Origin of the sequence: Pantoea sp. OXWO6B1, assembly GCF_001641135.1 — a bacterium.
Taxonomy (GTDB): domain Bacteria; phylum Pseudomonadota; class Gammaproteobacteria; order Enterobacterales; family Enterobacteriaceae; genus Pantoea; species Pantoea allii.
Genome location: NZ_LWLR01000001.1, coordinates 1,956,409 through 1,980,034, shown reverse-complemented (window position 1 = coordinate 1,980,034; position 23,626 = coordinate 1,956,409). Strand labels below are relative to the sequence as shown.

The 23,626-nt window shown below is 55.9% G+C and carries 24 protein-coding genes; 12 read left to right on the top strand and 12 right to left on the bottom strand.

Annotation, left to right across the window (positions count from 1 at the left end):
- Positions 1-79: 79 nt before the first annotated feature.
- Complete coding sequence (gene yvcK / locus A6A26_RS11480; RefSeq protein ID WP_063878832.1) at positions 80-985, top strand: gluconeogenesis factor YvcK family protein; 906 nt, start codon at positions 80-82, stop codon at positions 983-985.
- Position 986: 1 nt separating this feature from the next.
- Here yvcK and uvrB read toward each other — a convergent pair whose 3' ends face one another.
- Positions 987-3,008: an excinuclease ABC subunit UvrB gene (uvrB, locus tag A6A26_RS11475; protein WP_063878831.1), complete on the bottom strand. Its 2,022-nt coding sequence runs from the start codon at positions 3,006-3,008 to the stop codon at positions 987-989.
- A 431-nt stretch (positions 3,009-3,439) separates the two neighbouring features.
- A complete protein-coding gene (locus A6A26_RS11470; RefSeq protein ID WP_063878830.1) occupies positions 3,440-3,622 on the bottom strand; it encodes a hypothetical protein in 183 nt (60 codons plus the stop codon).
- Positions 3,623-3,892: 270 nt separating this feature from the next.
- On the opposite strand from A6A26_RS11470, the gene A6A26_RS11465 reads away from it, so the two are divergent.
- Complete coding sequence (locus A6A26_RS11465) at positions 3,893-4,615, top strand: ABC transporter ATP-binding protein (protein WP_063881134.1); 723 nt, start codon at positions 3,893-3,895, stop codon at positions 4,613-4,615.
- Here the strand turns inward: A6A26_RS11465 and bioD are convergent.
- From bioD to bioB, 4 genes are read right to left on the bottom strand one after another with little or no spacing between them, the layout of a single operon-like run.
- Positions 4,601-5,287 carry a dethiobiotin synthase gene (bioD, locus tag A6A26_RS11460; protein WP_063878829.1) on the bottom strand — a complete coding sequence of 229 codons (687 nt, stop codon included), beginning with the start codon at positions 5,285-5,287 and terminating at the stop codon, positions 4,601-4,603. The two genes, A6A26_RS11465 and bioD, sit on opposite strands and share 15 nt — an antisense overlap.
- A complete protein-coding gene (bioC, locus tag A6A26_RS11455) occupies positions 5,284-6,039 on the bottom strand; it encodes a malonyl-ACP O-methyltransferase BioC (RefSeq protein ID WP_063878828.1) in 756 nt (251 codons plus the stop codon). The genes bioD and bioC overlap by 4 nt, the downstream gene beginning before the upstream one ends.
- Positions 6,023-7,174 carry an 8-amino-7-oxononanoate synthase gene (bioF, locus tag A6A26_RS11450; RefSeq protein ID WP_063878827.1) on the bottom strand — a complete coding sequence of 384 codons (1,152 nt, stop codon included), beginning with the start codon at positions 7,172-7,174 and terminating at the stop codon, positions 6,023-6,025. Before bioF ends, bioC begins: the two co-directional genes overlap by 17 nt.
- Complete coding sequence (gene bioB, locus A6A26_RS11445; RefSeq protein ID WP_063878826.1) at positions 7,174-8,205, bottom strand: biotin synthase BioB; 1,032 nt, start codon at positions 8,203-8,205, stop codon at positions 7,174-7,176. The genes bioF and bioB overlap by 1 nt, the downstream gene beginning before the upstream one ends.
- Positions 8,206-8,290: 85 nt before the next feature.
- Here bioB and bioA point away from each other — a divergent pair, with 85 nt between their 5' ends.
- Positions 8,291-9,583 (top strand): adenosylmethionine--8-amino-7-oxononanoate transaminase, encoded by a 1,293-nt coding sequence (gene bioA / locus A6A26_RS11440; RefSeq protein WP_063878825.1) that lies wholly within the window; start codon positions 8,291-8,293, stop codon positions 9,581-9,583.
- A gap of 74 nt (positions 9,584-9,657) precedes the next feature.
- Positions 9,658-10,134 carry a kinase inhibitor gene (locus tag A6A26_RS11435; RefSeq protein ID WP_063878824.1) on the top strand — a complete coding sequence of 159 codons (477 nt, stop codon included), beginning with the start codon at positions 9,658-9,660 and terminating at the stop codon, positions 10,132-10,134.
- A 60-nt stretch (positions 10,135-10,194) separates the two neighbouring features.
- Here the strand turns inward: A6A26_RS11435 and pgl are convergent, their stop codons facing one another.
- Positions 10,195-11,196: a 6-phosphogluconolactonase gene (gene pgl / locus A6A26_RS11430; protein ID WP_063878823.1), complete on the bottom strand. Its 1,002-nt coding sequence runs from the start codon at positions 11,194-11,196 to the stop codon at positions 10,195-10,197.
- Positions 11,197-11,351: 155 nt separating this feature from the next.
- Here pgl and A6A26_RS11425 point away from each other — a divergent pair, with 155 nt between their 5' ends.
- A complete protein-coding gene (locus A6A26_RS11425; RefSeq protein WP_063878822.1) occupies positions 11,352-12,173 on the top strand; it encodes a pyridoxal phosphatase in 822 nt (273 codons plus the stop codon).
- A 36-nt stretch (positions 12,174-12,209) separates the two neighbouring features.
- On the opposite strand, the gene modC is transcribed toward A6A26_RS11425, so the two are convergent.
- From modC to A6A26_RS24770, 4 genes are all read right to left on the bottom strand, one after another.
- Positions 12,210-13,268 carry a molybdenum ABC transporter ATP-binding protein ModC gene (gene modC / locus A6A26_RS11420; protein ID WP_063878821.1) on the bottom strand — a complete coding sequence of 353 codons (1,059 nt, stop codon included), beginning with the start codon at positions 13,266-13,268 and terminating at the stop codon, positions 12,210-12,212.
- Entirely contained in the window at positions 13,268-13,957 is a 690-nt protein-coding gene (modB, locus tag A6A26_RS11415; RefSeq protein WP_063878820.1) for a molybdate ABC transporter permease subunit, read from the bottom strand. The genes modC and modB overlap by 1 nt, the downstream gene beginning before the upstream one ends.
- Complete coding sequence (gene modA / locus A6A26_RS11410) at positions 13,954-14,727, bottom strand: molybdate ABC transporter substrate-binding protein (RefSeq protein ID WP_063878819.1); 774 nt, start codon at positions 14,725-14,727, stop codon at positions 13,954-13,956. Before modA ends, modB begins: the two co-directional genes overlap by 4 nt.
- Before the next feature lie 140 nt (positions 14,728-14,867).
- Complete coding sequence (locus tag A6A26_RS24770; RefSeq protein ID WP_074181002.1) at positions 14,868-15,023, bottom strand: AcrZ family multidrug efflux pump-associated protein; 156 nt, start codon at positions 15,021-15,023, stop codon at positions 14,868-14,870.
- Positions 15,024-15,164: 141 nt separating this feature from the next.
- Here A6A26_RS24770 and modE point away from each other — a divergent pair, with 141 nt between their 5' ends.
- From modE to gpmA, 6 genes are all read left to right on the top strand, one after another.
- On the top strand, positions 15,165-15,947 hold the full coding sequence (gene modE / locus A6A26_RS11405; protein WP_063878818.1) for a molybdenum-dependent transcriptional regulator: 783 nt from the start codon (positions 15,165-15,167) through the stop codon (positions 15,945-15,947).
- A gap of 75 nt (positions 15,948-16,022) precedes the next feature.
- Positions 16,023-17,495, top strand: coding sequence for a molybdate ABC transporter ATP-binding protein ModF (gene modF, locus A6A26_RS11400; RefSeq protein WP_063878817.1), 1,473 nt, complete (start codon positions 16,023-16,025; stop codon positions 17,493-17,495).
- Between the two features lie 221 nt (positions 17,496-17,716).
- Positions 17,717-18,763, top strand: coding sequence for a galactose-1-phosphate uridylyltransferase (gene galT, locus A6A26_RS11395; RefSeq protein ID WP_063878816.1), 1,047 nt, complete (start codon positions 17,717-17,719; stop codon positions 18,761-18,763).
- Positions 18,760-19,908 (top strand): galactokinase, encoded by a 1,149-nt coding sequence (galK, locus tag A6A26_RS11390; RefSeq protein WP_063878815.1) that lies wholly within the window; start codon positions 18,760-18,762, stop codon positions 19,906-19,908. Before galT ends, galK begins: the two co-directional genes overlap by 4 nt.
- On the top strand, positions 19,902-20,936 hold the full coding sequence (gene galM / locus A6A26_RS11385) for a galactose-1-epimerase (RefSeq protein ID WP_063878814.1): 1,035 nt from the start codon (positions 19,902-19,904) through the stop codon (positions 20,934-20,936). The genes galK and galM overlap by 7 nt, the downstream gene beginning before the upstream one ends.
- A gap of 149 nt (positions 20,937-21,085) precedes the next feature.
- Positions 21,086-21,838: a 2,3-diphosphoglycerate-dependent phosphoglycerate mutase gene (gene gpmA / locus A6A26_RS11380; RefSeq protein ID WP_063878813.1), complete on the top strand. Its 753-nt coding sequence runs from the start codon at positions 21,086-21,088 to the stop codon at positions 21,836-21,838.
- A 58-nt stretch (positions 21,839-21,896) separates the two neighbouring features.
- Here gpmA and aroG read toward each other — a convergent pair whose 3' ends face one another.
- Entirely contained in the window at positions 21,897-22,949 is a 1,053-nt protein-coding gene (gene aroG, locus A6A26_RS11375; protein WP_063878812.1) for a 3-deoxy-7-phosphoheptulonate synthase AroG, read from the bottom strand.
- 294 nt (positions 22,950-23,243) lie between these two features.
- Between aroG and A6A26_RS11370 the strand changes: the two genes are divergently transcribed.
- Entirely contained in the window at positions 23,244-23,597 is a 354-nt protein-coding gene (locus tag A6A26_RS11370) for a YbgS-like family protein (RefSeq protein ID WP_063878811.1), read from the top strand.
- The last annotated feature ends 29 nt before the right edge of the window (positions 23,598-23,626 follow it).

Sequence of the window (23,626 nt, the reverse complement as noted above, 5' to 3'; positions counted from 1 at the left end):
GCCGGTAAGCATTGACGTAAATCACCCTCGTCTGCATCAATAGTGCGCATAAGCGCCGCAGACGCGAAAAAGGAGAAGTATGAATCGAACACTGGCGGACCTTGATCGCGTGGTGGCCTTAGGGGGCGGACACGGATTAGGACGCGTGATGTCTGCCCTGTCTCCCCTGGGTTCACGCCTGACAGGCATTGTCACCACCACCGATAACGGCGGCTCCACAGGCCGCATTCGTCGCGCCGAAGGCGGTATTGCCTGGGGCGACTTGCGTAACTGTATTAACCAGTTGATTACCGAGCCGAGCGTGGCATCCGCCATGTTCGAATACCGCTTTACCGGCAACGGTGAACTGGCCGGACACAACCTGGGCAACCTGATACTCAAAGCGCTGGATCACCTTAGCGTACGCCCGCTGGAAGTGGTTAACATCATCCGAAACCTGCTAAAGGTCGACGCCTTTTTAATTCCTATGTCTGAACAGCCGGTTGATTTAGTGGCAACCGATGTCGAGGGCAATGCCGTTTACGGTGAAACCGCCATCGACGAGATGAAACTTCCGCCTCAGGAACTGATGCTGCACCCTGCCGTACAACCCACCCGGGAAGCGCTCGACGCCGTTGCAGAGGCCGATCTGATCCTGATTGGGCCTGGCAGTTTTTACACCAGCCTGATGCCCATTTTGCTCATGAAAGAGATGGCCCAGGCGTTACGGCGCACTCCCGCCAATATGGTGTTTATCGGCAATCTGGGCCGGGAGTTGAGTCCTGCGGCAGCCACACTTACCGTGGCCGATAAACTGGCGATGATGGAACACTACATTGGCAAGCGGGTGATTGACGCCATCGTGGTTGGCCCGTCCACAGATGTCAGCCGGGTGGAAAACCGCCTGATTATTCGTGAACCGCTGGAGGCGGCCGATATCAAGTATCGTCACGACCGCCAGCTGCTCCGCGCAGCGCTGGAACACGCTATTCAGGGGTTTAACTGAATTACGACACCGCAATAAATAACGTGCGCAATTCTTGCAGTTGATCGCGCAGGCCAGCCGCCTGTTCGAACTCCAGGTTTTGCGCATGTTGCTGCATCTGCCCTTCCAGCTCGTGAATCTTTTTCTGCAATGCCTGCGGCGATAACGCCAGGTAATCGGCGTTGCTTTCGGCCGCACCGCGTTTGCTGGGTTTGGCTTTGCCGCGGGTTTTCACCACGTTATTGCCCAGCTCCAGGATATCGGTGATTTTCTTATTCAGGCCCTGCGGCACAATGCCGTTTTCTTCATTGTGGCGCTGCTGCTTTTCACGGCGGCGATCGGTTTCTTCAATCGCCCTCGCCATTGAAGGTGTGATTTTATCGCCATAGAGAATCGCTTTACCGTTGATGTTACGCGCCGCACGACCAATGGTCTGAATCAGCGAGCGTTCCGAACGCAGGAAGCCCTCTTTGTCCGCATCCAGAATCGCCACCAGCGACACTTCGGGCATATCCAGCCCTTCTCGCAACAGGTTAATCCCCACCAATACGTCAAATTTACCCAGACGCAGGTCACGGATGATTTCCATACGTTCCACGGTATCAATATCCGAGTGCAGATAGCGCACTTTTTCGCCGTGCTCTTCCAGGTACTCGGTCAGGTCTTCGGCCATGCGTTTGGTCAGGACGGTAACCAGTACGCGTTCATTGACGGTGACGCGTTTGCGGATCTCTGACAGCAGATCGTCAACCTGGGTCGCGACGGGCCGCACTTCGAGGATCGGGTCCAGCAGGCCGGTCGGTCGCACCACCTGGTCAATCACCTCGTCGCCGGATTTTTCCAGCTCGTATTTGCCTGGCGTCGCCGATACATAAATCGTTTGCGGTGCCAGTGCCTCGAACTCTTCAAACTTCATTGGGCGGTTATCCAGCGCCGAGGGCAGACGGAAACCGTATTCCACCAATGTCTCTTTACGCGCCCGGTCGCCACGGTACATGCCGCCAATTTGCGGAATCGTCACGTGGGACTCATCCACCACCAGCAGGCCATCCGCCGGAAGATAGTCAAACAGGGTCGGCGGCGCTTCTCCAGGCCCACGGCCCGAAAGGTAACGCGAGTAGTTTTCGATGCCGGAGCAGTAGCCCAGCTCCCCCATCATCTCCAGATCAAACTGGGTACGCTGGGTGATACGCTGCTCTTCCAGCAGTTTGTTATTTTCCAGCAGGTTTTTACGCCGGTCGGCCAGCTCGACTTTGATGTCTTCCATGGCCTGTAAAATGCGCTCACGCGGTGTGACATAGTGCGTCTTGGGATAGATCGTAAAGCGCGGCACCACTGACTCAACCTGGCCAGTGAGCGGGTCAAACAGTGACAGGCGCTCCACCTCTTCATCAAATAATTCGATCCGTAGCGCAATGTCGTCGGATTCCGCAGGGAACACATCGATAACCCCGCCGCGCACCCGGAAGGTTCCGCGCTGGAACGCCTGATCGTTGCGGGTGTACTGCAGCTCTGACAGGCGGCGCAGGATGCTGCGTTGATCGATGATCATGCCGCGCGTTAAGTGCAGCATCATTTTCAAATAAAGATCGGGATCGCCCAGGCCATAAATCGCCGACACCGATGCGACGACGATAACATCGCGCCGCTCCAGCAAGGCTTTTGTGGCGGAAAGACGCATTTGCTCAATGTGTTCGTTAACCGAGGCATCCTTTTCGATAAAGGTGTCGGAACTCGGCACATAGGCTTCAGGCTGGTAGTAATCGTAGTAGGAGACAAAAAACTCCACGGCGTTGTCCGGAAAGAACTCTTTCATCTCACCATACAGCTGCGCCGCCAGGGTTTTGTTGGGCGCTAATACCATGGTGGGCCGATTGAGATCGGCGATTACGTTAGCGACGGTAAAGGTTTTACCCGATCCGGTGACGCCTAATAACGTCTGGTGCGCCAGTCCATCTTCCAGTCCGGCTTCCAGACGACGAATCGCTTCCGGCTGATCGCCAGAAGGCTTGAAAGCGGAGTTCAGTTTAAAATCTTTACTCATGAATACGGTTCCTGCAGAAGAAAGACGGCGGGCAGCCCATTATTTTACTCTGCTATGCCGATTTTGCCAGAAAAAAATACTGGATATAATAACAGTAATGATGCACAGTAACGGACATCACTTTCCGCTTGACTCTTTGGCTTTATCCCTTGCTGTCAGCTGTTTTTGTTGCGCCAGGTTATCCCCAAGCCAGGCCCTGATTTAACATTTGTCAAGCATGTGTCATAAAATTGCAGTTTGATGAATCGGCACCAATCCGGCAGGCTTGTTTTTTGATAACCCATTGATTTATAGCCGCTACTTTAAAAAGCCCAGATTCTCATCATCCAGTTACCAGGCCCCGTATTTCCTCGCTTCTAACCTGTTTTCATTATCTAATGCACAAGGTTATCCACAGGAATAGTGGATAACTGATGACAGCCCTTTGCACATCAGCTGTGTATAATTTTTTTCGTCGTCATGGCGGCCCTAAAAAAAATTTTTTTTCGCTTAATTTCTGACACTAACTGGCAGGATTGAGCTACCGCAGCGGCGCTTGCCTTGATCTGCGACAGCCCCTTTTCTTTTTTTATTTTTTGTGGTCTGGCACCTGCCCCATTAGCGAGCAGACGCACTTCATCACGCCTTTCGCCTGCACCGCCGTTGCACCGCGCCTTAAGCTAAGGCTGGTATTGTTCATTTTTCTTTATCTTTAAATGATGGTATTTCCGCAGGTTAAGCCAGCCACAGGGGGCAATAATGACTCTGGCCTGGGAATTGCATAACGTTTTACCAGCGTAGTACAGGCAATAGCGGTGTTGAAGATCCCGCTATCTCATTAGAGCGATTTACCAGAGATGAACGGCGAAAGCATTCAGGTTAATTATCTGGAAGGAGCGCGTCAGATGTTAAGTTTACGGTCGGTGAATCAGTTTTACGGTAAAAATCATATTCTCTGGAATGTGGATCTGGACCTGCCTCCCGGCACCTGCACCGGCATACTGGGACGGCCAGGCATGGGGAAAACCACCCTGGTCAACTGCATTATGGGGAAGCTGCCTATAAACAGCGGGACCATTAGCTGGCAGCAGGATGGTTCGCCGCCTGAAGACCTGTTGTCGCAGCCTGCAGAGCTGCGCGCCCGTCAGGGCATTGGCTATGTTCCGCAGGGGCGACATATTTTTACTCAGATGAGCGTCGAGGATAATTTACTCATTGCTTTACTGGCAGGCGCACAACCGCATGACGGCTATCGGGCTATCCCGGAAATGATATTCGACCTGCTGCCGGCGCTTTATTCGTTGCGTCAACAGCGTAGCGGCGATTTGCCCGTCTATCAGCAGCAGCAACTGGCGCTGGCCCGTGCGCTGGTCTTACAGCCGCGCCTGCTGATTCTGGATGAGCCTGCCGACGGTATGGCACCCTGGCTGGAAGAAGAGATGGGGAATCTGATTCGTCGCCTGAACCGCGACTACGGCCTGACGATTTTGCTGCTTGAACAGCGGGTTTCATTGATTCGCCGTGTGGCTGACAACTTTTTACTGCTGCATCGCGGCCGCAATGTGGCTCAGGGCAACGTCACCCAGTTGGATGACGGTACCCTGGATAAATGGTTAACCGTGGCCTGATTCGCCAGGCAGCGTCAGGTACTGACCACAGTCAGCCTGCTGGTCCTCATCCGTTAACCAGGGAATCACACCCAGACAAGGTGCCGGAAGGCGCTGTGTTAAGGCCGTGAGGTATTCCTGATAGCGCCGACCGGGCGGCTGTACCGTATTGGCGATCCAGCCCGCCAGTCGCAAACCGCGTGCGCGGACAGCATCGGCCGTCAACATGGCATGGTTAATACATCCCAGCTTAACGCCCACCACCAAAATCACCGGCAGTTGCTCCGCCTCTACCCAGTCTGCATAGGTTTGCGTCGCAGAAAGCGGCGTGTACCAGCCGCCTGCTCCCTCGACCAGAATCCACTCGGCCAGCGGCTCAAGTTCACGCAGCCCCGCCGACAGGGTGGCAAACTCAATCGGTCTGCCCTCATCCGCGCTGACGATATGCGGCGAGGTTGGCTCCATAAACGCCAGTGGATTCACCTGCTCGTAGCGCAGCGCGACGTTGCTGTAACGCTGTAACGCCAGCGCATCGCTGTTACGCACGCCTGACGCAGTTAACTCGCAGCCCGAGGCAACAGGTTTATAGCCTGCACAACGATAACCTGCAGCCGTGGCAGCCTGCAGCAGCGCCGCACTGGCCACCGTTTTACCGACTTCGGTGTCGGTGCCGGTCACAAACCAGCGTTTCATGATTTCGTCACTCCAAACATCACATGGTAACTGAGGCGAAAACCCTGCTCATCCCGGGGCCAGTGGGCTTCGAGTTGAGCAAGACGTTGACGCGTCAACAAACAGGCGGATCGCCCGCTATGCAAATGGGTTGCCCCGATGCCTTTCAGAGATCGCATCGCGCTGAGGGCATCGGGGAAATGCAAGATAAAGGTTTGTGCATGGCAGTGCAGATGCTGAGCTTCACAGGCGGCGGCAATCTCCTGTGCGGGCAGGAAGCGATTAGCGTGCAGGCTGCCATCCAGGTGCGACCAGGCCTGATGGACTTCGTGCAGAGAGCCCGCGCTCAGGGTGGAAAACAGCAAACAGCCGCCGGGCTTTAGTACCCGGTTAAACTGCGTTAGCGCCCCCTGCAAATCTTCGCTCCATTGCACCACCAGGTTGCTCCATACCAGGTCAATGCACTGGTTTGCCAACGGCAGCGCATCGATATCCCCTGCCAGATAGTGATGCGCGACGCCATTTTGCCGGGCCTGGTGCAACATCTGCGCCGACAGGTCCAACGCGGTAACCTGTTTGCCCCGCTCGTGCCATATCCGGCTGTACCAGCCGGTCCCACAACCGGCATCCAGCACCTGCAGGCCAGTGTGCGCGGGTGCCCACGCCAGCAGTGCATCACCGCTCAACCGTTGGAGTTCGGCATGGTGATCATACTGGGAGGCCGCGCGACCAAAGGCTCTGGCAACGGCGCGTTTATCAACCTGCAGCGTCATGCAGCGCCTCCATTAAGACGTCAATATCGTCTGGCTGATGGGCGGCCGTCAGCGTAATACGTAAACGCGCTGTACCCGGTGGCACCGTTGGTGGCCGGATCGCACTGACCCAGCAGCCCGCACGGGCTAAGCGCGCAGACAGCGCCAGCGCCTGCCCGTTATCGCCGACGATCAACGGCTGAATCGCGCTGGACGAATCCATGAGCGCCCAGGGCAATGAGGCTGCCCCGCGACGAAAATGGGCGATATTGTGAGCAAGACGTTGGCGATATTCATCGCCCACCTGCACCTGTTTAAGCGCGGCTAACAGCGCGCTGGCCTGGGCCGGCGGCATCGCGGTGGAGTAAATCAGATGGCGGGAAAATTGCTGAAAATAATCGGCGGTAGCCTCATCACACAACAACGCGGCGCCACTGACGCCGAAGGCTTTGCCAAAGGTCACCACCAGCAGGTCAGGTTTAATGCCCTGCGCCCAGCAACTGCCCCGCCCCTGTTCGCCGGTGACACCAATGCCGTGCGCATCATCGACCAGCAACCCCGCGCGGGCCTGTTTCGCCTGAGCAGCAATCGCCTGTAAGGGCGCGCTATCGCCATCCATACTGAAAATGCCTTCGGTGACCACCAGCGTTTGCCCCTCGCAGGGCGCATCCAGCCGGGCAGCCAGGCTCTGTGGATCGTTATGTGCAAAACGGCGCAGCTGCGCCGGGCTGTGGCTGGCGGCCTCCAGCAGCGAAGCATGAGTGAGTTTATCGGCCAGGATGCGGTCATTTTTCTCGGCTAACAGGTGAATGATCGCCTGGTTGGCCGCAAAGCCCGAAATAAACAGCAGTGCGCGCGGATAGCCCAGCCAGTCCGCCAGTTGGGCTTCCAGCTCGGCATGGAGCCGATGATAGCCAGTGACATGGCTTGATGCGCCCGCGCCAGCTCCCGCCTGCGCCGCGCCCTGTTGCCAGCCCGCGATCACGGCAGGATGCTGGCTCAGTCCAAGATAGTCGTTACTGGAAAAGTGGCGATACATCTGACCGGCATGGCGGATCAGGCGCGTTTGGTTCTCCTCAATCACCCGCCGTTCACGCCAGCCATCTTCAGCCCGGCGCTGCGTCAGCGCCTGCTGCATGCGTTGCTGCCAGCTCATTACAGCGCCGCGTTATAGAATTTTTCTGTATCGGCGTGAAGCAGTTGCTCCGTTAGCTGCTGCTGTTGTGCATTGTCGCCGTTGTCAGTCTGGGTATGTTCAGGATTCAGCCCCAGCTTGCGGAACAACAGCATATCTTTATCTTCTTCCGGGTTCGGCGTAGTCAGCAGTTTGCATCCGTAGAAAATGGAGTTCGCACCTGCCATAAAGCACATCGCCTGGGTCTGCTCGCTCATCTGCTCACGGCCCGCCGACAGGCGAACATGCGAGGTCGGCATCATGATACGGGCGACGGCGATGGTGCGGATAAAGTCGAAGGGTTCAACGTCATCATTCTCTGCCAGCGGGGTGCCTTTGACCTTCACCAGCATGTTGATCGGCACGCTTTCCGGCGGCGTAGGCAGGTTCGCCAGTTGCACCAGCAGGCCCGCGCGATCGTTCACCGTTTCACCCAGGCCCACAATCCCGCCGGAACAGACTTTAATGCCCGCCTGGCGCACTTTACCCAGCGTATCCAGGCGTTCCTGATAGCTACGTGTAGTAATGATATTGCCGTAAAACTCCGGCGAGGTATCCAGGTTGTGGTTGTAGAAATCAAGTCCGGCACTGCCTAAACGCTGGGCCTGGCTGTCGCTCAGCGTGCCAAGCGTCATACAGGTTTCCATGCCCATCGCTTTAACGCCTTCCACCATTTTTTCCAGGTAAGGCATATCGCGGTCGCTGGGGTTTTTCCACGCGGCACCCATGCAGAAGCGGCTCGAACCGGCAGCTTTGGCCTTTTGCGCGGAACGCAGTACCTCATCCACTTCCATCAGGCGCTCCGATTCCAGACCGGTCTTGTAACGGGCGCTTTGCGGGCAATATTTGCAGTCTTCAGGGCAGGCCCCGGTTTTGATCGACAGCAGCGTGCTGACCTGAACCTGACGGGGATCGAAGTGCTGGCGATGCACCTGCTGTGCCTCAAACATCAGTTCAAGAAAAGGCCGATCGAACAGCGCCTGTGCCTGGGCTATAGTCCAACGTTGTGACATTACATACTCCAAAAAAGGTGTCATCCCGACAGTTAACGTGGTTATACTTGTAAACTAAATCTTTTTATTTTGGTTTACAACTCCAATGTTTACTCCACAGGACGCTGAATTTGATCGCCAGCATATCTGGCATCCCTATACCTCAATGGCGCAGCCACTGCCCTGCTATCCGGTTGTTGCGGCTCGGGATTACCATCTGCAACTGGCAGATGGTCGCGAGCTGGTGGACGGGATGTCGTCATGGTGGGCGGCGATACATGGCTATAACCATCCGCGCCTGAATCGGGCGCTGCAACAGCAGATGGCGCAGATGTCCCATGTGATGTTCGGCGGCATTACCCATCCTGCCGCCGTGGCCCTTTGCCGCCAGTTAGTCACCATGACGCCAGACGCGCTGGAGTGCGTGTTTCTGGCGGATTCCGGCTCCGTTGCCGTCGAAGTGGCGATGAAGATGGCGCTGCAATACTGGCTGGGGCGAGGAGAAACACGTCAGCAGTTTCTGACGCTCAAACGGGGTTATCACGGCGATACCTTTGCCGCGATGTCGGTATGCGATCCGGATAATTCCATGCACAGCCTGTGGCGCGGCTACCTGCCCGAGCACCATTTCGCTGAAGCACCGCAGTGCGGGTTTGATGATGAGTGGGAGGCGCGCGATGCTGAGGATTTTGTCCGGCTGATCCAGCAACATCAGAGCCAGTTGGCGGCGGTGATTCTGGAACCCGTGGTTCAGGGCGCAGGCGGGATGCGGTTTTATCATCCGCGCTATTTGCAGGTCGTGCGCGAATGCTGTGACCGCTATGGCATCCTGCTGATCGCCGATGAAATCGCCACCGGCTTCGGCCGCACTGGTAAGCTGTTTGCCTGCGAACATGCGGCGATTACGCCGGATATGATGTGTGTCGGAAAAGCCCTGACCGGCGGCACCATGAGCCTGGCCGCCACCCTCACGACGCGGGAGGTGGCCGATACCATCAGCCACAGTCCGGCGGGCTGTTTTATGCACGGCCCCACCTTTATGGCGAACCCGCTGGCCTGCGCTGTCGCAACAGAAAGCCTGGCGATAGTGCAGGAAGGCGACTGGCATCATCAGGTTGCCGCAATAGAACGTCAGCTACGTGACACGCTGCTGCCCCTGCGCCATGCCCCCGAAGTTGCGGATGTTCGCGTGCTGGGAGCCATTGGCGTTGTTGAAACCCATCGCCCGGTCAACATGGCAGCCTTACAGCAATTTTTTGTCAGCCAGGGCGTCTGGATTCGGCCCTTTGGTCGCCTGATTTATCTGATGCCACCTTATATCATCACGCCTGAGGCGCTGAATGCGCTGGTCAATGCGATAGGTGCGGCGCTTGAGAAGCCGGCACACTTTCTTTCTTAATGTTTCAACGGCTGGACGTAAACCGGCTTTTGGTTAAGATGAAAAGGCAGTGACCATTAACGCAAGGAGATGTGATGCGAGTTTACAGCCAGGATTTACATGACGGCGACAAAATGCCGGAAAAACACGTTTTTAACGGAATGGGTTATCAGGGCGATAATCTTTCACCCCACCTGGCCTGGGAAGACGCGCCAGAGGGCACCAAAAGTTTTGTGATCACCTGCTTCGATCCGGATGCGCCTACAGGCTCAGGCTGGTGGCACTGGGTGGTGGCGAATATTCCGGCCGACACGACATCGCTGCCGCAGGGAGCGGGTTCCGGTAAAGCCGCGCTGCCAGCCGGCGCGCTGCAGACACGCACCGATTTTGGCCAGGCTGGCTACGGCGGCGCGGCACCACCCGCCGGTGAAACCCATCGTTATACCTTCAGCGTTCATGCGCTGGATGTGGATAAAATCGAGGTTGATGAGGGTGCCAGCGGCGCGATGGTTGGGTTTAACGTGCACTTTCACGTGTTAGCCAGCGCAGCGTTAACTGTTCATTACGTCTGATCGTCGCCTGACAATGCCGCTTCCGGTTAAACGTCTTACCGGAAGCGGCCATCCTGAACGTTACCCTGCCAGTTGATGAACCACCACCCACATTGGACCTTGTCCAACGGCGTAGCGGCCTACCGGCTTCAGTAATCCCTGTGGCGAGGTAATGTTATACACCTCAATGTGGTGCGACTTCTGCCCTGCCGCCACCAGGTACTGACCCGTATGATCGATATTGAACCCGCGCGGCTGGGTTTCCGTAGGCTGGAACCCTTCCCGCGTCAGAACGGCGCCGTCTTCGCTGATGCTGAACACCGTTAACATGCTGCTGGTGCGATCGCAGGCATACAGGAAACGGCCATCTGGCGTCAGATGAATATCCGCAGCCCAGCGGGTACCGGTAAAATCTGGCGGCATGATATCCAGCGTTTGCACCGACTCGACCTTGCCATGCGCATTGTTCAGCGCCCAGACCTCGACCGTGCTGTTGAGTTCATTGACGCTGTAGGCGTACTGTCCGTTGGCATGAAACGCCATGTGCCGCGGCCCGGCCCCTTCCGCCGTCGTGACCTGCTCTTGTGCATGCGGGGTTAACTGACCGTCAGCGCCAAGATCAAACAGGCAGATGCGATCCTGCTTCAGCGCAGGTACGTACAGCGTGCGATCGGCATTGTCGATATTGGCGGAGTGGCATCCCGCCAGACCGTTAATCACCTGGCTCGGTGCCTGTGGCACGCCGTCTTCGCCTATTGGGCTGATACTGACGCACGCATCGTTATAGGAACCACAAAACAGGAACCGGCCAGCATGGTCGGTGGAGATATGGGTCGGGCTTCCCGGCAGCGGTGCCTGTCCGGCTTCGGTCAGCGTGCCGTCCGGGGCGATGCGAAACGCCAGTACGCGGAAGTCGGGACGCACGCCTACATACAAGAAATCTTTTTTCGGACTCACCACCATAGGCTGAACCTGACCCGCAACGTCCGTAACCTGTAGTAGCGTCAAGGTGCCATCTTCATTCAACTGCCAGACATGGATTTGTTGACTCTCAGGACTGGCGGTGTAGACAACTTGCTTCATGTATTCTCCTTTTTCGCTGACTCATGTTGTTCTGCAGGTCACTGTAGCGCGTTTTTTTCTGTCTCGCAGGAATGATTTGTGCCCTGATTTTTGTTTCCGTACCCAGGTCGGGTGTAGACTTGCTGCTCTGCTAACCCATTCCGATGAGAGGATTAATGAGCTATCGTGTAATCGCCCTCGACCTTGACGGCACGCTGTTGACCCCGACGAAAACCATTCTGCCACAATCCGTGGAAGCGATTACGCAAGCGCGCAAGGCTGGCGTCAAGGTGATTATCGTGACCGGACGTCACCACTGCGCCATTCATCCTTTCTATCAGGCCTTAAATCTGGATACACCCGCCATCTGCTGTAATGGCACCTATCTGTATGACTATCCCGCCAAAAAAGTGCTGGCTTCTGACCCGCTGGATGCGCAGGTTGCGCTACGCGTGATTGAGATGCTGGACGAACATCAGATTCACGGCCTGCTGTATGTGGACGATGCGATGCTGTATCAAACTCCGACCGGTCATGTGATTCGCACGCTGAAGTGGAGTGAGTCGCTCCCGCCGCACCAGCGCCCCGTATTTACGCAGGTGGACAGCCTGGCGCAGGCCGCCAAAGAGGCGCAGTCGATCTGGAAGTTTGCCCTTTCCCACGAGAACACCGCAGAACTGCAGCAGTTTGCCCAGCGCGCAGAAGCCGAACTGGGGCTGGCCTGCGAGTGGTCATGGCACGATCAGGTTGACGTTGCGCGCGGCGGCAACAGCAAAGGGAAGCGCCTGGCGCAGTGGGTCGAGTCTGTGGGGCTGACGATGGACGACGTGATTGCGTTTGGCGATAACTACAACGACCTGAGCATGCTGGAAAACGTCGGGCTGGGCGTGGCAATGGGCAATGCGGACGACGTCATTAAGTCGCGGGCAAAAATGGTGACTGGCACCAACCTTGAAACCGGTATCGCCGACACGCTTTATCAGCACGTCCTGTCATGATGTCTGCCCCGGTGGAACAACATGCCACCGGGCACCTCAGGTCGTGACCGACACGCTTTTAATCTGCGCATACAGCCACTGTTGGGGCCGGATATTAAGCTCGTCGCGCGCCCAGGGCGTGATACGCGCCCACAGCTCACTGATGCCAATACGCAGCTTCACTTCAACCTGATCGCCTACCTCAATAAGCTCGACGACCTGCGCAGGCAGCACATTTCGGATGGAGCTGTTTTGCGCGGGTTGCAGCGTCAGTGAAACATCCGCCGAGGCAATGCGTATCCGCAACGGCGATTTAACCGGCAAATTGACCCGGCTGACCCAGATATGTTGATCGCCCAGAGACAGCGCCGACATGGGATAGTCCGGATGATGCTCCAGTACCTGCACACGCAGCACGCTGGTCAGATCGCTTGCGGGCAGCCATGGCCGCATCGCGCTGCTGCTCCAGACACGTTCCAGGGGACCAAAGGCTTTTACCTTTCCCGCATCCAGCACCAGCACGTTATCCGCCAGCTGCAGTATCTCCTCCAGGCTATGGGAAACATACAACACGGGAATATCGACCTGCTTCGCCAGCGTCTGCAGGTAAGGCATCAGCTCACGCTTACGCGGCAAATCCAGTGACGCCAGCGGCTCATCCATGAGCAGGATGTCGGGTGCGCTGAGCAAGGCGCGTCCGATGGCAACGCGCTGCTTTTCTCCGCCCGAGAGCGACAGCGGGAAACGGTTCAGTAAGGGGTTAAGGCCTAATAACGCCACCAGCGAATCGAACTGGCTTTTCATACTGGCCGAGAGGCCGTAGCGTAAATTGCCCCGCACGCTGTAGTGCGGAAACAGCCGTGCGTCCTGAAAAACATAACCAATGTTGCGCTTTTCCGGCGGCAAGGCGACCTGCTGTTCTGCATCGAACAGTATCCGGTCATTAAGCTGAATGCGTCCACGCTGGGGCCGGGTTAAGCCGCCGATGGCATTAATCAATGAGGTCTTGCCCGCACCGGATACGCCGAATATCGCGGTGATGCCGCTGGCGGGAATCGTCACGTCAATCTCAAGCTGGTGTTCGCCCAGCCGTTGAGCAAAATTAAGCGTCAGCATCAGGAGCCCATCCGTTTCCGGCCCCACTGCGCCAGCCATTCAGAAATCAGTAACGAGGCCAGCGCCAGAACGATCGCGATCACGCACAGACGTGCGGCGGCGCCTTCGGCACCCGGTGTTTCAATCAGCGTATACATGGCCAGGGGAATCGTGCGGGTTTCGCCAGGAATGTTAGACACAAAGGTGATAGTGGCACCAAACTCGCCAAGGGAACGGGCAAAGGCCAGCACCGTACCGACGATGATACCGGGCAGGGTTAAGGGCAGCGTAATGGTAAAAAAAACCCGCCAGCGCCCGGCACCTAACGTCCGCGCCGCCTGCTCCAGCCGGATATCCACCGCCTCCAGCGCCAGACGAATGGCACGCACCATGAGTGGAAAGGCAATCACCGCCGAGGCCAGCGCCGCTCCACGCCAGCTGAACGCGAAGCTAAAGCCAAACCAGTCATACAGTTTTTCACCGATGATACCGCGTCGGCCCAGACCTATCAGCAACAGATAACCCACCACCACCGGTGGCAGCACCAGGGGTAAGTGGATCACACTGTCGAGGATGGCTTTGCCGGGGAAGCGGCAACGTACCAGCACCCATGCCATCAGGATACCGAATGGCAGACTGCACAGCACGGCTATGCCTGACACCTGCAGACTGAGCATGACCGCCTGCCATTCAACATCGCTGAGTATCATTTTTTAGGCGTGAATCCGTATTGTTTGAACACTGCGGCCGCTTCCGGCCCTTTCAGGTAGTTATAGAAAGCCTTAACGGCCGCGTTGTCGCGATCTTTAACAATCGCCACAGGATATTCGACCGGTTTGTGACTGTCTTCCGGAAAGGTGCCCACCACCTGGACTTTTTTACTGGCCACAGCATCTGAGCCGTAAACAATGCCGTACGGGGTTTCATTACGCTCGACCAGTGCCAGTGCGGCACGCACATTATTGGCGCGCGCCAGTGACGGGGACAGGGAAGACCAGGCACCCAGTTTCTGCAGCGCCTCTTTGGCATAGATGCCGGCCGGTACATGATCAGGGTCGCCCACGGCCAGGCGTTCACCTTTCAGCAGGCTTTTCCAGTTGGTGTTATCGTTAATCGTCACCGGCTTGGCACCGTCGCTGCGCGGTGCAATCAGCACCAAATCATTACCCAGCAGCGTATAACGGGTGGTGTCGATCATACTTTTTTTGGCAACGGCATCGTCCATCCACTGCTGATCGGCTGAGATAAACAGATCGGCTGGCGCGCCCTGCTCAATCTGACGCGCCAGCACAGAAGAAGAAGCAAAAGATGACACCACCTCCGTGCCGTGCGCTTTTTTGTACTGTGCGGCTATCTCTTCCAGCGCGTTGGTTAATGAAGCGGCGGCAAAAACAGTAACTTTTTCGGCGGCCAGCGCCTGGCTGCTCAGGGAAACCGTCAATACTGCCGCCATACTCAAACGATAAAATGCGAAACGCATGATTTCTCTCCAGTGATCGTTATATATCGGATAATACAACGCATTATCTGACACCAGGACCAAATTAGCAAAAGCGGAGAGGAGACGTGATGCGGGGTAAAAACCACAACGTCCGCGCTGAGGCGGACGTTGCAGGAGAATTAATGCTGAGAGCGGGTCTTGTTATCGTCGCGGCGACCCGTTTTAGAGATGAGGTTGAACACTTCACCCAGGCCGTAAATCAGGCCTAACATGATTGCCATAACCACAGGTACCATGATCACCGCCACGGCGAGGCTTTTAATAAGTTCCAGCATGGAAAGTCCCACTTTGCGTATAAAGATGGGATTGTAACGGCTCAGTAAAATTTTGCGCAGTCCTTTTCGTGCTTTTACTTTGAGACGGAAAGCTCGCTATCATCTGCCCGATAACGCGATTCACTCTTTGCCGGAGCCACCATGCAAGCCGAACTCACCCTTCATATCCGCCTGCAGCAAAAACTGTTTGCCGATCCACGCCGCATTGAACTGCTAAAACGCGTGCAGCAAACCGGTTCGATCAGCCAGGGGGCGAAACTGGCGGGCATCAGTTACAAGAGCGCCTGGGATGCCATCAACGAGATGAATCAGCTGGCTGAACAGGAAATCGTGGCGCGCGCAACCGGCGGAAAAGGCGGCGGTGGCGCGCAGTTAACCCGCTATGGCGAGCGCCTGGTACAGCTGTTTGGTTTGATGGAAAAGATTCAGCAATATGCCTTTGATGCTTTGCAGCAGGATAGCCTGCCGCTGGACAGCCTGCTGGCCGCTATTGCCCGCGCCTCGTTGCAAACCAGCGCGCGTAATCAACTGTTTGGCACGGTAACAGACAACGACGCACAGCACGTTGTGCAGCACCTGACCATTCTGCTCTCCGACGGCCTAACCCGGCTCAAGGTCGCCCTCACCGAGCGCAGTGCGGAACGCCTGCAGCTCAAGAGCGGTAAAGAGGTGCTGGTGCTGATCAAAGCCCCCTGGATCAGCCTTCATACTCAACCCACTCAGGCGGAGAATCAGCTTGCCGCCACGATAAGCGCTATCGAGCGTGGCGAGCAGGTCAGTGAAGTCCTGATGCGCCTGCCAGGCGGTGAAACGCTGTGCGCCACGCTGGATAACAGTGAAATCGAACGGCGGCAGTGGCAGCCCGGCAACGCCGTGATCGCCAGCTTCAGCGCCAGCCATGCCATCGTCGCGTCGTTGCGTTGATCTGTTATCCTGGTTTGACTTCATCCGATGCAGTGGCTAAAACAACGGTTAACGCTGCAAAAAATGGAACGAATCATGGCTTCATTGCAAATTTCGCAAGGCATATTTCATCTTAATGATACCCGGGTGCTGTCTCTGGCCGATGTTCATCTGCAACGCGGTGAACGCTGGGCCTTTGTTGGGGCCAACGGCAGCGGCAAATCGTCGCTGGCCCGCGCCCTGTCAGGTGAGCTACTGCCGCTGTCAGGTGAGGTTACGCGTGATTTCCAGCGTCCCAGCCGCCTGTCTCTGGAGCAACTTCAACAGCTGGTCGCCGATGAATGGCAACGAAATAATACCGATCTGTTGAGTGAGGGTGAGGATGACACCGGCCGCACCACGGCTGAAATCATTCAGGATGAGGTCAAAGACAGGACGCGCTGTGAACACCTGGCGGCGCAGTTTGGTATCACCGGCCTGCTTAACCGCCGTTTTAAATACCTGTCTACGGGTGAGACGCGTAAAACGTTGCTGTGCCAGGCGTTAATGAAGCAGCCTGACCTGCTGATCCTGGATGAGCCTTTTGACGGTCTGGATGTGGATTCACGCGCCAACCTGACAGCCACCCTGAATAACCTGCAGCAGGCGGATTTTACCCTGGTGCTGGTGCTTAACCGCTTTGACGATATTCCGAATTATGTTGACCAGGTTGGCGTTCTGGCCGAATGCAGCCTGACGCACGTCGGGCCGCGCGAGGCGATTCTGGCGCAGGCGCTGGTCGCACAGCTGGCACGCAGTGAGCAGTTGGACGGGATGGCACTGCCAGAGGCCGATGTCGCGGATGCACTTCCCCAGTTGGCCGATAATGCGCCACGGGTCATCCTGCGTAACGGCGTGGTGTCCTATAACGACCAGCGCATCATTGACGGGCTTAACTGGCAGGTTAATGCTGGTGAGCACTGGCATATTATTGGGCCAAACGGCGCGGGTAAATCGACATTGCTCAGCCTGGTCACCGGCGATCATCCGCAGGGCTACAGCAATGATTTAACTCTGTTCGGCCTTCGCCGTGGCAGTGGGGAAACCATCTGGGATATCAAACAACATATTGGTTATGTCAGCAGCAGCCTGCATCTTGATTACCGGGTGAGCGCCAACGTGCGCACCGTGATTTTATCCGGCTTTTTTGACTCTATTGGGCTTTATCAGGCCGTCTCCGATCGACAAATGGCCCTGGCGCGTCAGTGGCTGGCGCTGCTGGGTATGGATTCAGCGATGGGCGATATGCCCTTCCATGGTTTATCCTGGGGACAACAACGGCTGGTGTTAATCGCCCGGGCGCTGGTTAAACATCCTACCCTGTTAATACTTGATGAACCATTACAGGGATTAGATCCGCTTAATCGTCAGTTAGTGCGACGTTTTGTCGATATCTTAATTGGTGAAGGACGAACCCAGTTGCTGTTCGTGTCCCACCATGCGGAAGATGCCCCCCAATGTATTACTCACCGGCTGCATTTTGTGGCGCAGCCCGAAGGCGGTTATCGCTACCGGCAGGACAGCGTTTGACCTTATCAACGCCGTCACCCCGGCGTTGTTTCCCCTACAATGTAAGCGTTACCATTTAAACCCACTTTTTATGTGCGAAATGTGCCACTTCGCCTTTAAATAAGAATATTCAGCTTGTGTAAACGATACCACTTATCCAGGCTGGATCACGTTTTCAACGCGGCTGATGTGCTACGTTTTAGCGATGCCTTTTTTTATTTTGACGCTGACCAGGATGCAACATGGAAAAATTTAACCCGGCCGATCATCCCCATCGCCGTTACAATCCCCTGACTGACCAGTGGATTTTGGTTTCTCCTCATCGTGCCAAACGTCCCTGGCAGGGTGCTCAGGAAACGCCTGCGGTGAATACGCTGCCGTCGCACGATGCTGACTGTTTTCTGTGTGCGGGCAACACGCGTGTCACAGGTGATGTGAATCCTGATTATCAAGGCACCTACGTTTTTACCAATGACTTCGCGGCCTTGATGACGGATACGCCAGACGCGCCAGAAAGTGATGACATGTTGATGCGCTGCGAAAGCGCGCGCGGTACCAGCCGTGTCATCTGCTTTTCGCCCGATCACAGTAAAACGCTGCCAGAAATGTCCCTGAGCGCACTGGAAGAAGTCGTCCGCACCTGGCAACAACAAACGGCAGAACTGGGTCAGCACTACCCGTGGGTACAGGTCTTTGAGAACAAGGGCGCCGCCATGGGCTGCTCCAATCCCCATCCACATGGACAAGTCTGGGCCAACAGCTTTCTGCCTAATGAAGCCCAGCGTGAAGATGATCTTCAGCGCCGCTACTTTGCCCAAAAGGGCTCGCCGATGCTGATGGATTACAGCGCGCGTGAACAGCAGGATGGCAGCCGTACCGTGGTAGAAACGGACCACTGGCTGGCCGTGGTGCCGTGGTGGGCAGCCTGGCCGTTTGAAACCCTGCTGTTGCCAAAAACCCATGTTAAGCGCCTGACCGATTTGACCGATGCGCAGCGTGACGATCTGGCTAACGCCATCAAGCGCCTGACCAGCCGTTACGACAACCTGTTTCAGTGCTCCTTCCCCTACTCCATGGGCTGGCACGGCGCGCCGTTCAACGGTGAAGACAATGAACACTGGCAGTTGCACGCCCACTTTTATCCCCCGCTGCTGCGTTCAGCAACGGTGCGCAAATTTATGGTCGGCTACGAGATGCTGGCTGAAACCCAACGCGATTTAACCACAGAACAGGCAGCAGAACGCCTGCGTTCCGTGAGCGATATTCATTTCCGTGAGGCACAACAATGAGCTTAAAAACCATCACGCAGCAGGTTTTTACTGAAACCTTTGGCTATGCGCCAACCCACGCGATTCAGGCCCCAGGCCGCGTCAATTTGATTGGCGAGCACACCGACTACAACGACGGTTTCGTGCTGCCTTGTGCCATCGATTACCAAACGGTTATCGCCTGTGCGAAGCGTGACGACCGCCAGGTTCGTGTCGTCGCCGTCGATTACGATCAGGCGCAGGACACCTTTGCGCTGGATGCGCCGATTACCAGCGTAAAAGAACCCATGTGGGCGAACTATGTTCGCGGCGTCGTGAAGCATTTACAGCAACGCGCGCCGGATTTTAGCGGTGTCGATATGGTGATCAGTGGCAACGTGCCACAGGGTGCGGGCCTTAGCTCTTCTGCCTCGCTGGAAGTGGCTGTCGGGACGGTTTTCCAGCAGCTGTTTAACCTGGCGCTGGACGGTGCGGCGATTGCGGTGAACGGTCAGGAAGCCGAAAACCAGTTCGTGGGCTGTAACTGCGGCATCATGGATCAGCTGATTTCCGCGCTGGGTCAAAAAGATCATGCCATGCTGCTGGATTGCCGGACGCTCGGCACCCGGCCGGTTTCTATGCCGGACGATATTGCCGTGGTTATCATTAATTCCAACTTCCGCCGGAGTCTGGTGGGCAGCGAATACAATGTCCGCCGTGAGCAGTGTGAAACCGGCGCGCGCTTCTTTAACAAAAAGGCGCTACGGGATGTCGAACTCGCTGAGTTTAACGCCGCGGAATCTCAGTTAGATCCCCAGGTCGCTAAGCGCGTACGTCATGTCATCACCGAAAATGCCCGTACGCTGGAGGCCGCCGAGGCGCTCTCTCGTGGTGATTTAGCACGCATGGGCGAACTGATGGCCGAATCTCACGCATCAATGCGTGATGACTTTGAAATTACCGTGCCACCGGTCGATACGCTGGTCGAGATTGTTAAAGCCGAGATCGGCGATCGTGGTGGTGTCCGTATGACCGGCGGCGGTTTTGGCGGTTGTATTGTTGCTTTGATGCCGCTTGAGCTGGTGGATCAGGTGCAGGCCGCCGTCGCCAGCCAGTATGAAGCCAAAACGGGCATCAAGGAGACCTTCTACGTTTGTAAAGCATCAGAAGGAGCAGGCCAATGTTAAGCGATGTCAATTCCCATGCGCCGGACGGTCAGCCGTGGCGCATCACCGTGCTGCGCAATGCCAATGGCATGATTGCCACCTTTATGGACTGGGGCGCGACCTGGTTATCGGCGCGGGTGCCGTTGCAGGATGGTCACGTACGTGAAGCATTGCTTGGCTGCGCAACGCCTTCCGATTACCTGCATCAGGATGCCTATCTGGGTGCCACGGTAGGCCGTTATGCTAACCGTATCGCCAGCGCAAAACTGGCTAAAACAGGCCGGCAGTTGGCCGCGAATCAGGGCGACCACCAGCTACACGGTGGCCCTGAGGGGTTTGATAAACGCCGCTGGCAAATCGTCAGCCAGTCAGAAAGTGAAGTGCATTATCGACTCGACTCGCCCGATGGCGATCAGGGCTATCCCGGCAATCTTATTGCTGATTTACGCTATGTCCTGGATGACGATAATTGCCTGTCGATTCACTATCAGGCGCAGTGCGATCAGCCCTGCCCGGTCAATCTGACCAATCATGCTTACTTTAATCTTGACGCGCATCATGGCGATGCACGTCAGCATCGATTACAACTGCACGCCGATCGTTACCTGCCCGTGGATAGCGAGGGGATTCCCAACGGACCACTTAAGGCGGTGGACGGCACCAGTTTCGATTTCCGTCAGGCCAAAAGCATTGAGCAGGATTTTCTTGCCGATGACGACCAGAAGGCGGTTAAAGGCTATGACCATGCTTTCCTGCTCAACAGCGCAGGCGATGACAGTCAGCCTGCTGCTGAGTTGTGGTCGCAGGACGGTAAACTGCAGTTAAGCGTCACCACCTCGGCGCCGGCATTGCAGTTCTACAGCGGTAACTATTTGGCCGGCACGCGCGCCCGGGAGCAGGAACGCTATACTGCGTTTCAGGGGATCGCGCTGGAGAGTGAATTTTTACCGGATTCACCTAATCATCCCGAGTGGCCACAGGATGATTGCTGGTTACAGCCGGGAGATCGTTGGGAATCCGTCACGCGCTATCGCTTTACGCCACGCTGAGCAACCGGGTGAAAAACGCGCAGTGCGTCACAGACAGACTTACGCAGTGCGCTGTTTTCCGCTATGGTAGAACGCAATTGGTCAGCCAACGGGCTGGCGACAGCAGGTTTCCATTATCTCAGAAACATCAAGTATTAAGGAGTTAAGCTATGGCTGTAACTAAGCTGGTTCTGGTGCGACACGGCGAAAGCCAGTGGAACAACGAAAACCGCTTCACCGGATGGTATGATGTAGACCTTTCTGACAAGGGCCGTACCGAAGCTAAAGCAGCCGGACAGCTGCTGAAGAAAGAAGGTTTCGTGTTTGATTTCGCGTACACCTCCGTGCTGAAACGCGCCATTCACACCCTGTGGAATGTGCTGGATGAGCTGGATCAGGCCTGGCTGCCCGTTGAGAAATCCTGGCGTCTGAATGAACGTCACTATGGCGCGCTGCAGGGTCTGGATAAAGCAGAAACCGCCGCCAAATACGGCGACGAGCAGGTAAAACAGTGGCGCCGTGGCTTCGCGGTAACCCCGCCAGAGCTGGATCGTAGCGATGAGCGTTTCCCTGGACACGACCCGCGTTATGCTTCACTGAAGCCTGAGCAGCTGCCGACCACCGAAAGTCTGGCCCTGACCATCGAACGCGTCATTCCTTACTGGAACGAATCCATTCTGCCGCGTATCAAAAGCGGTGAGAAAGTGATTGTTGCTGCACACGGCAACTCACTGCGTGCCCTGGTGAAATACCTGGACAACCTGAGCGAAGATGAGATTCTTGAACTCAATATTCCGACCGGCGTACCGCTGGTTTATGAGTTCGATGAAAACTTCAAACCGATCAAACGCTACTACCTGGGTGATGCTGACGAGATCGCAGCTAAAGCCGCAGCTGTAGCGAATCAGGGTAAAGCGAAGTAAGTTTTGCTTCTCTGTGAAAAGGGCCAGACACTGTCTGGCCCTTTTTTATTGCGCCCTGTTAACCGCGACGCTGTTTGACCGCATGGGCCAGTTGACGCAGGACCTTCTCGGTATCGTCCCAGCCAATACAGGCATCCGTCACGCTCTTGCCGTATACCAGCGGTTCGCCGCTTTCCAGGCTCTGATTCCCTTCAACCAGATGGCTTTCAATCATCACGCCGATAATGCCGCGCTCGCCATTGATCATCTGTTGCGCCACATCATCTGCCACCAGCATCTGTTTCTGAAACTGCTTGCTGCTGTTGGCATGGCTGAAGTCGATCATCACCTGCTGCGGTAAACCGGCTTTTTCCAGACCGGCTTTAACTGCACTGACGTGCGCGGCGCTGTAGTTCGGTTCTTTACCACCACGCAGAATAATATGGCAGTCGCCGTTGCCGCGGGTTTCCACGATCGCAGAGTGCCCGTATTTGGTGACTGACAAGAAACAGTGCGGTGAACTGGCGGAGTTAATGGCATCAATCGCCACTTTGATGGTGCCGTCCGTGCCGTTTTTAAACCCGACCGGGCAGGAAAGACCAGAAGCCAGTTCGCGGTGAACCTGCGATTCGGTGGTGCGTGCGCCGATCGCGCCCCAGCTCATCAGATCGGCAACGTACTGCGGCGTGATCATGTCCAAAAACTCGCCAGCGGCAGGCAGACCAGAATCGTTAATCTCTACCAACAGCTTACGCGCCAGACGCAGGCCGTCGTTCAACTGGAAGGAACCATCCATATAAGGATCGTTGATGAGCCCTTTCCAGCCGACAGTGGTACGCGGTTTTTCGAAGTAAACGCGCATCACGACTTCCAGTTCACCCTTAAGCTGTTCCCGCAGGGTTAACAGACGCGCAGCATAGTCTTGTGCGGCTTCGGTATCATGAATGGAGCAAGGCCCAATCACCACCAGCAGACGATCGTCTTCCCCTTTCAGAATCTGGTGAATCGCCTGGCGAGCCTGCGAAACGGTCTGCGCAGCGCGGTCGGTTGCAGGGAATTTTTCCAGTAAGGCTACGGGTGGCAGGAGTTCTTTGATCGCTTTAATGCGTAAATCATCGTTCTGGTAATTCATACTCATTCCATATAATTTCTGGCCCGGCGCCCGCCGGACACAACCCAGCCAATGTAGCCCGAAGCGCACGGGGTGTAAATTCCTGATGAACGTATAATGTATGCGTGAAATTTGCATAAATGGGTTATGCGTCTAGACTTTTAAAGGTAACCACTGAGGAACGGTGGCTTACTTTTATTAATACCTGTCTTTAAGCTAACCAGCGAAATTTTATTTCGCTCAGGGCGCTTTTTCTCTGAACCAAACATCGCAGCGGGTTAGAGACAGCAAATATCATTTATTAACGGGAGCATAATGATGAATAAGTTTGCAATAATTTTTCTGACGGCAGCAATGACTCTGGGCAGTGGCGCAGCAATGGCTGCTAACGGAAACTCTAACCAGGCCGCCGCCGCAGGCGCAGTAGCTGGCGGTGCTAACGAGAACCTGCCACCGAACAAAGTCGATAACAGCAAAATTAATAACACAGGCACCGAGAAATCGTCTCCGACCGCTGACAGCACGTCCAGCAGCAAACATATGACGGCTGACGAGATTGATAAGAATACCCAGTGTAAAGACGGCAAATGCCCTGATATGAATAAAAAAGTTCATACCAAAAAAGGTGGCGGTCACGTTAATACCAAAACCGACGGCACCACGCAGTAAGACCGGACGGTTGAGTTGATAAGGAGAGC